At 47.8% G+C, this 7,174-nt stretch carries 6 protein-coding genes and 2 tRNA genes; 3 read left to right on the top strand and 5 right to left on the bottom strand.

All coding sequences use genetic code 11. From position 1 onward, the window contains the following. From Q0X25_RS06440 to Q0X25_RS06430, 3 genes are all read right to left on the bottom strand, one after another. The coding region (locus tag Q0X25_RS06440) for a lysylphosphatidylglycerol synthase domain-containing protein (RefSeq protein WP_298580184.1) at nucleotides 1-489 on the bottom strand (489 nt) is incomplete at its 3' end. 95 nt (nucleotides 490-584) lie between these two features. After that, nucleotides 585-1,991: a D-alanyl-D-alanine carboxypeptidase family protein gene (locus Q0X25_RS06435; protein ID WP_298580182.1), complete on the bottom strand. Its 1,407-nt coding sequence runs from the start codon at nucleotides 1,989-1,991 to the stop codon at nucleotides 585-587. Nucleotides 1,992-2,246: 255 nt separating this feature from the next. Beyond that, nucleotides 2,247-2,483: a hypothetical protein gene (locus Q0X25_RS06430; protein ID WP_298580180.1), complete on the bottom strand. Its 237-nt coding sequence runs from the start codon at nucleotides 2,481-2,483 to the stop codon at nucleotides 2,247-2,249. 315 nt (nucleotides 2,484-2,798) lie between these two features. Between Q0X25_RS06430 and Q0X25_RS06425 the strand changes: the two genes are divergently transcribed. Together Q0X25_RS06425 and Q0X25_RS06420 are read left to right on the top strand one after the other, a co-directional pair. Then, a tRNA-Gln gene (locus tag Q0X25_RS06425) sits at nucleotides 2,799-2,872 on the top strand. A gap of 22 nt (nucleotides 2,873-2,894) precedes the next feature. Continuing rightward, nucleotides 2,895-2,971: transfer RNA gene (locus Q0X25_RS06420), tRNA-Glu, on the top strand. Between the two features lie 219 nt (nucleotides 2,972-3,190). Here Q0X25_RS06420 and Q0X25_RS06415 read toward each other — a convergent pair. Beyond that, nucleotides 3,191-3,427, bottom strand: coding sequence for a hypothetical protein (locus Q0X25_RS06415; RefSeq protein WP_298580178.1), 237 nt, complete (start codon nucleotides 3,425-3,427; stop codon nucleotides 3,191-3,193). 594 nt (nucleotides 3,428-4,021) lie between these two features. Next, nucleotides 4,022-5,416, bottom strand: coding sequence for a CCA tRNA nucleotidyltransferase (locus Q0X25_RS06410; protein WP_298580176.1), 1,395 nt, complete (start codon nucleotides 5,414-5,416; stop codon nucleotides 4,022-4,024). 156 nt (nucleotides 5,417-5,572) lie between these two features. Between Q0X25_RS06410 and Q0X25_RS06405 the strand changes: the two genes are divergently transcribed. Further along, the gene (locus tag Q0X25_RS06405) at nucleotides 5,573-6,949 is read left to right on the top strand and encodes an aminopeptidase C (RefSeq protein WP_298580174.1); all 1,377 of its coding nucleotides are present in this window, start codon (nucleotides 5,573-5,575) and stop codon (nucleotides 6,947-6,949) included. The last annotated feature ends 225 nt before the right edge of the window (nucleotides 6,950-7,174 follow it).

Below are 7,174 nucleotides of genomic sequence, written 5' to 3'. Positions count from 1 at the left end.
AAGTACCACACCCAACTGAAACATGATAAAGCGGGTAAACTGCGTTGCACTTGCTTCGCCCGCATCAAGTCCCGTATGCGTAAGTCGCAAAATCTGAGACGGCACTGCACCTGCCATCATGGGCGTGAGATTGCCAAAAAATACACCAGATGCCTCAACACTCATAAGATCACGAATACCCACAGGCGATTCGTGATCAAGCACAACTGCTATCGCATAGGCAATGACACCAAAGAAGAAATAAAAGACATAGCAGAGAGCCGCCAACCAAACCCAGCGCATATCAACTCCGCGCAGAGCCTCGATAAAACTACTCATTTGCCCAGAAACTATCAGATAGATGATGTAGGCAATTACAGCTCCAACAAGAAAAAGTGCTCCCTTGCGCGCCTTTGCCTCATTTTCATTATTGGAATTACGGCTCATTCGCGGCTTGGGCTTGTGCTCAGTGGCAACGCCCTTGTGCGCCTTATTGGCTGTACTTGTCACGTCGCCTACTTCCTATACCGCTCACTCATGAGTACAGATATTTTACTGCAGACAAGAAAAACTGCACACGGTACAACTACTGCTTTGCCAAATCGTCAGCCTCTTTTGGACTTTGACTTTTCATGCCTATTGCGTCCAACAATCGTACGTACACCAGAGATGACAAGCACGATGAGCAAAACACTTCCCACAGCCACAGCAGCTAACACAAGCTTGTCTGCATTGCTAAAGGGCATCATAGTCTGATCCACATACAACGGAGTTTCGCTTATCAGCTTGCCCTCACAAAACACCTGCATAGTTGCAATCTGACTGCCTGCCTTGATAGCACTTTGCAACTCACATGTATCTTTGGAGTCTTCTTTAACGTATTTCTTGTCCCAGGCAATTTTAGTTTCATATTTCAGTGTGGCATCGATAGTTACCGTCTTTGGGATATCTCTGCGACGCAGTCTCAGCGTGGTGTTATGGTTAAGAAAATCCTGCAACGAAGGATTGTTTATCGTCACCGTATAAGGCAGCACATCTGTGCCCCAGCTACGGCGTTCATACTCGTTGAGTACGCTCTCAAGGGCAGCACCTGTTGTTTTGTAGATAGTAGGCTTATCAGACAGGTGCAAGACGATGCCAACAAAAGACATCTTTTTGTTTTTACCCGCAAAGGCAAGACAGCGACCTGCTTCTTCGGTATAGCCCGTCTTGATACCTTGGCATTCTGCCTTGTAATAAGGATTATCAATACCCGTCTCGCCCGCATCTACCAATACGTTTTCCTCAATCTTGCCTGCTGTTTTGTCTACAAGCCAGTTGGTGTTGTAAACCGTAACGTTAGTATCGTTTTTATTGACACATTCATGAGATTGAGTCGAGACAACCTCGCTCAAAAAATTATTTGTAAGTACCGCCTGTGCAATAGATGTGAGGTCATGCGCGCAACTGTAATGATTTTTGTCATGATAGCCATGCACATTATTAAAGTGAGTTCCAGTCAAGCCCATTGTCTTGGCTTTTTCATTCATCAAACCAATGAATTTTGCAAGAGCGTCTTTAGGGTCAAGTTTAGAATCATTTGCTGATAGGCGACCTACATGGGTGCCCAATACCAATGCTGCATCGCTTCCTGAGGGAAGCATCATGCCGTATATCAAATCACGCCAGCTGTATACATCGCCAGAATGACAGCCCATGATTGTACTATCCTCAGGCGTTAATTTGACCTCATCGCCAACGCTTACTTTTTCGTCTAATTTATCGCCTACATAATCCATTGCGACAAGCGCGGTCATCATCTTGGTAAGGCTTGCGGGATACATCTTTTCATCTGCACGCTGCGTAGCAATAACGTCGCCTGTTTGGTTATCTATGAGATAGATTGCCGCATCTTTAGGTAGCTGTGGCATTGAGGAAGCCCATACGACAGAGGCTGGGGTCACCATCAAAAAGGCCAACACGCAGGCAACTAACAGTCGCATAACACGGGTGTTCTTGCTACAAATAGACATTGACATTCCTCGTCTCTGCTTTATCTATCAAAATCTAGCTTTTTTAGCATAGCAGCCTCAGCGGACAGAAAAAGCACTTCGCACGATATCTCTTCGTTTGCGAAGCGTTTTTGCAAAAAGCTCATAGGCATCCGCTTTTGTGAAAAGCGCTAACTTAAGAGAGTGAGCACGTGACATTGCCACCCACCCTAAAAAGAAGAGCAAGAAGCTATAAGCTCTTGCCCTTTTCCTTGTTAAATTGTAATCGCAGAGGAACTACGCCTCGAAAGCCTCAGCATCCTTCTTGGAAATAGGCTTGAGATCCTCGGTAGGATACGGGGAATCGGCTCCGCCTACGCCCACGACAAAATAGAGACCCTGCTTAGTCTGATAGAGGGTTTCCTCATAGCCAGCAGGATCGCCAAAACCGCCAAAGCTACGGTGTGCAACCTCGGTAGCCTTAGCAGTGTCATAGACATGACGCTTACCTTCAAACATCTTAGTCTTGCGCATAATCTCCCAATCATCGACAACATGGTCTCGTATAAACGAGCCCTTGCTAATACTTTAGCGTTTTTTTATCTGCGAGAACAGCCCAGCAATAGAATTGTTACTATTTAGGGATGCATACTCAAGGGATTAACATGTATATGCGGGTGCTCGATAAACTCCTCGAAGAGCCTAATGCGCATATGAATGTACATAAATTCTCAACTTTTTGCCTTCACGAAAAGATTTTTGAAAAGGAGGCTTGCATTGCACTGCGCCTTCCTATAAAGTGAATTCTCGCGTTGAGGAGCATGAGCTTAGCGCAAGGACGAAAATCATTGGGATGTCGTCTAGTGGTAGGACAACGGATTCTGGTTCCGTCAGCGGGAGTTCGACTCTCTCCATCCCAGCCATTTTCCGTCCTACTCAGTATATGGCCCGTTCGTCTAGCGGTTTAGGACGCCGCCCTCTCAAGGCGGAGATCACCAGTTCGAATCTGGTACGGGCTACCAAATGTTCAAGGTCAGAGCGTCGGCTCTGACCTTTTCTTTTTAAATTAGTGATTATGGGAAATCTTTTTTCTCAATAAAACGTTGCAACCTCAGGTTGCAACGTTTTATCAGACAACCCTTCTACCTGCATATTTAGACAAAACTGCAGCTAGAGAGCAAATACTGCAACCTGAGGTTGCAACGGATAGAAGCGGATTTATAGCCCCGAAATTCGCAACGCTAATCGGATTTCCCATTCCATACAGCATGTGCGTAATCTACAACAAGGGTCGCCAAAAGACTGAGAAGCATTATTGCAAAAAGAAGTTGGATGCTCATGCAAAGCTTAAGCAGCTCAAAGTCGCTAACACCTTCGGTATATGAGCTATATATCCAAAACGCAATTTTATCCGAATGAAAAAGACATAGAGCAGAGAGAAGTATCGCTGGATAGCGCCACACATATCTTACTTCCATAGTTATTTCCTTTAGTCATTTACCCACAAAGCCACTAAAGCAACTGGTTTTTTTGCTGTACCATTGCCAATGTGCACCCATGGATTTTTGGTCTTAATAATCGGGCGACGTGACTTCATCAGAACCTTAAATTTAACAACTTTATATTGAGGGACAAGTACTAAATGACCTCTCCTTTTTGCTTTCATACTTGCTGAGCCTGAAGTACTAAATTGTCCCGATACGTTAAACCCAACTCCTGCAGTTATTTTCTCTTGACCTACTGAAACATTACAAGTCTTTTGCCATACGTCCTCCTTAACAATGTTAGCTATGACTTATTTTTATTTTATAAAAAATGATTTTGTATACAAGTAGATCTTATTTTTTGCCTGGCTCTAATTTGTTTGTTTTGCACGCAAACGCAGACCTATGGTGAGCTGAAGGACAGTATTTCAGAAGATGGTTCGTTTCTCGAGCTGGGGGAAAATCTGACCTGCGGTTTTATGGTCGCGCAGGTCGACACGTGAACCATTTGCTATGTGGCATGTGCTATGTGGCATTTGGCATGTGCTATTTGGCATGTGGCATTTGCCATTCGCCATGTGCCATGCGCTAATAGCCTCGAATCTGGGCAAGCAAAACTTCGCGCTCATTGGGGATTTCATCATTAATAACAGCGGCCAGTAAGGTATCCAACACAAGTCCCACCGCTGGTCCTGGCTCGAGCTGCATCTCTGCTATGACATCTGCTCCACTGATTGCAAGCTGTTGTACTTTCAGCGGAGGCACTGCTGCCACTTCTCGGCGTAGAGCATGCGCAATAGCATCCAACTCGATGGCATAGTTCGCCGCTCGAGGCACCTTTGCCACTGCATCAGAACGCTTCAGATCAATCAACTGCCAAGTCAGTGCCACCGCACGGCCTGGGCAAGCAAGTTCAAACTTGCGCAACGTACGCCTAATAGAGCGCGTCGTAGGCACAACCACATGGTCATGCATACGCACCAACATGCGCGTAGCATTGACCAACTCGCTGGGCAACGCCATGCGACGCATAATGCTTTCTGCCATCTCAGCACCAAGCTTGGGATGCCCAAAGAAATGTCCACGCCCCGTATCATCTTTGCTAAAAGTCGCTGGCTTAGCAATATCGTGAAGCAAAGCAGCCCAGCGTAGCTCTGGAGCAACCACTCCCCCTTCGAATTCTTCTACCGCACGACACACACGCGCCGTGTGCTCTAGTACGTCAAAGGCATGGTAGGGACTGCATTGGTCAAAGCCAACCATCGCTGCAAGCTCAGGAATTGCCTGCACCATAACATCGGTCTGGTACATCAATGCCCAGTCAACATGACCTGACTCCACGATGCCACGCATTTCTTGTCCTATGCGCTCTTGAGCAACATGTGCTAACTGAGGTGCACAAGCAAGCAAGGCAGCCTGCGTCTTTTCTTCCACCTCAAAGCCAAAACGGCACGCAAAACGCACCGCACGCAATACGCGCAGGGCATCCTCTTCAAAGCGCTCTTTCGCCACCCCGACCGCGCGTATCAAACCTCGCTCAAGATCTGCTTGTCCACCATAGGGGTCAAGCAGACCACGGGTGGGGTGATATGCCATGGCATTAATCGTAAAATCGCGGCGCCCAAGGTCATCACAAACATTGCGGACAAAGCGCACCTCATCGGGATGTCGATGATCGCTGTAGGCACCCTCAACACGATAGGTTGTAACCTCAATAGGCATAAAATCGCAAACGGCTGTAATAGTGCCATGCGCTGTACCCGTCTCGTGCACTGCCATTCCAGCAGTTAAAAGTACCTGTTTTGACTCCTGCCAGCTAGCTGAAGTAGTTACATCAACATCATGACTAGTCCTTGCCAGCAAGGCATCGCGCACCCAGCCACCAACTGCCCATGCCTCAAAACCTGCAGATTCGAGCGCCTCAATTACACGCAGAGCAGGTCTCGGGAGCTCAAGAGAGATCTCTGATGTCGCAAGAGGCATTCAACTTCCTTCCTCAGCAAAATTACAGGGTGCTGGCGCGTAAAAAGTCATTGCATTTTCGATAGAACCAGTATACCGCCGACTCGTTGTTAGTGCCTGGTGCTATTCTCATTGAGGATGTATTCACAACAGTTGTTATTGACTATTGGAGGTCATATGGCAAGTAAAAACGAAAGCTTGCGCGCCATTGGTGCAGATGCCCTAAGCAAAGCGCGAGAGGAGTTCGCTGCTGACCGCGCGGCTCAGATTGCAAAAAACGCCACCAGCTCTATGGGTCTACGTGAGGCTGCCCGCGTACCCGAGGGTATTGCAGCAAACGCACTCGGCTTTGATATTGAAGTCAAGCAGGGCGAGCGTTGCGACCAAATGCATTCTGGTCGTTGCTGGATGTTTGCCAGTCTTAATACCATGCGCTTCCGTACTATCAAAAAATACAACCTTAAAACCTTTGAGCTTTCTCAGGCATACCCTCTGTTCTTTGACAAATTGGAGAAGTCCAACTGGTTTTTAGCCAATATCCTCGATACGCTCGATGAGCCTTTGGATGGCCGCCTCGTGTCTTACCTGCTCACTGATCCTATCGGCGACGGCGGTCAGTGGGATATGTTCTGCGCACTGGTGGAAAAATATGGTGTTGTCCCCAAGGAGGCCATGCCCGAAACTGCGTGCTCCAAAAACACGCGCGATATGGATGGCTATTTGACTCGTTTCCTGCGCAGTTGTGCCAAGCGACTGCGTGAGACTGCCGCTGCTGGCGCAAGCACAGATGACCTTGAAGCGATGCGTGCTGAGATGATTTCTGAGGTGTGGCATTTTCTTGCCATTTGCTTGGGTATGCCTCCCAAGAGCTTTGAAGCCCGTATTCGCGACAAAGACGACCAGCTCATCGAGGCTATCTCTGGTCATTTCACCCCGCAGGAGTTCTTTAAGGCGGCTGTAGACATGGAGGTTTCCAACTACGTTTCGCTGATTTCTGCTCCTACTGCCGATAAGCCCTTTGGTCACACCTTCACCGTGTCACGTCTCGGCAATGTTATCGAAGCAGGTGGCGTGCGCTATCTCAACCTTCCTATCGATCGTCTTAAGGAGCTTGCCATCGCTCAGATGCGCGACGATCTACCTGTATGGTTTGGCTGCGATGTCAACCAGTCCTATCTGCGCGATGAGGGCATCATGGATACCGCTGCTCTCGATATTGACGGGCTGCTGGGCATGACAGTGGAAGGCGGTCTTACCAAGGCAGAACGCCTGGATTACGGTGAGTCCCTGATGACTCACGCAATGGTGCTTGAAGGCGTCCGACTAGATACTAACGGTAAACCTCAGTCTTGGAAGGTCGAAAATAGTTGGGGCAAAGATCATGGCCGCGATGGCTTTGATACCCTCTCTGATAACTGGTTTAACGAGTATGTCTTCCAGGTTGTTGTGGACAAGAAGTACCTAAGCGATGAAGAACGCACCATCTATGAGACCGAGGAAGCAACTGTGCTTGCACCTTGGGATCCCATGGGTTCGCTGGCACTTTGCCACTAGCAATAAGTTCTGCCTTGAGGCACTGCTTATCTTTTGACAAGCAGTGCCTCTTTTTTGCTTGAAATATTTATTCTTAAAAGGAGTGTTGAATGACCAAATCCGCAATCGAGACCAGCTGGTCTGATGAGCGTCGCAAGGAGTTTTTGGCCAATCGCGGCAATCGCGTCGCTCGCAATGCTGTTACCTCTGACAACATTATGAAAGCTGCACGCAATGCCTCTACCT

The organism is uncultured Olegusella sp., from assembly GCF_947253395.1.
Classification (GTDB): Bacteria; Actinomycetota; Coriobacteriia; order Coriobacteriales; family Atopobiaceae; genus Olegusella.
The sequence above is the reverse complement of the archived record's forward strand: the minus strand, read 5'-3'. Positions and strand labels throughout refer to the sequence as shown.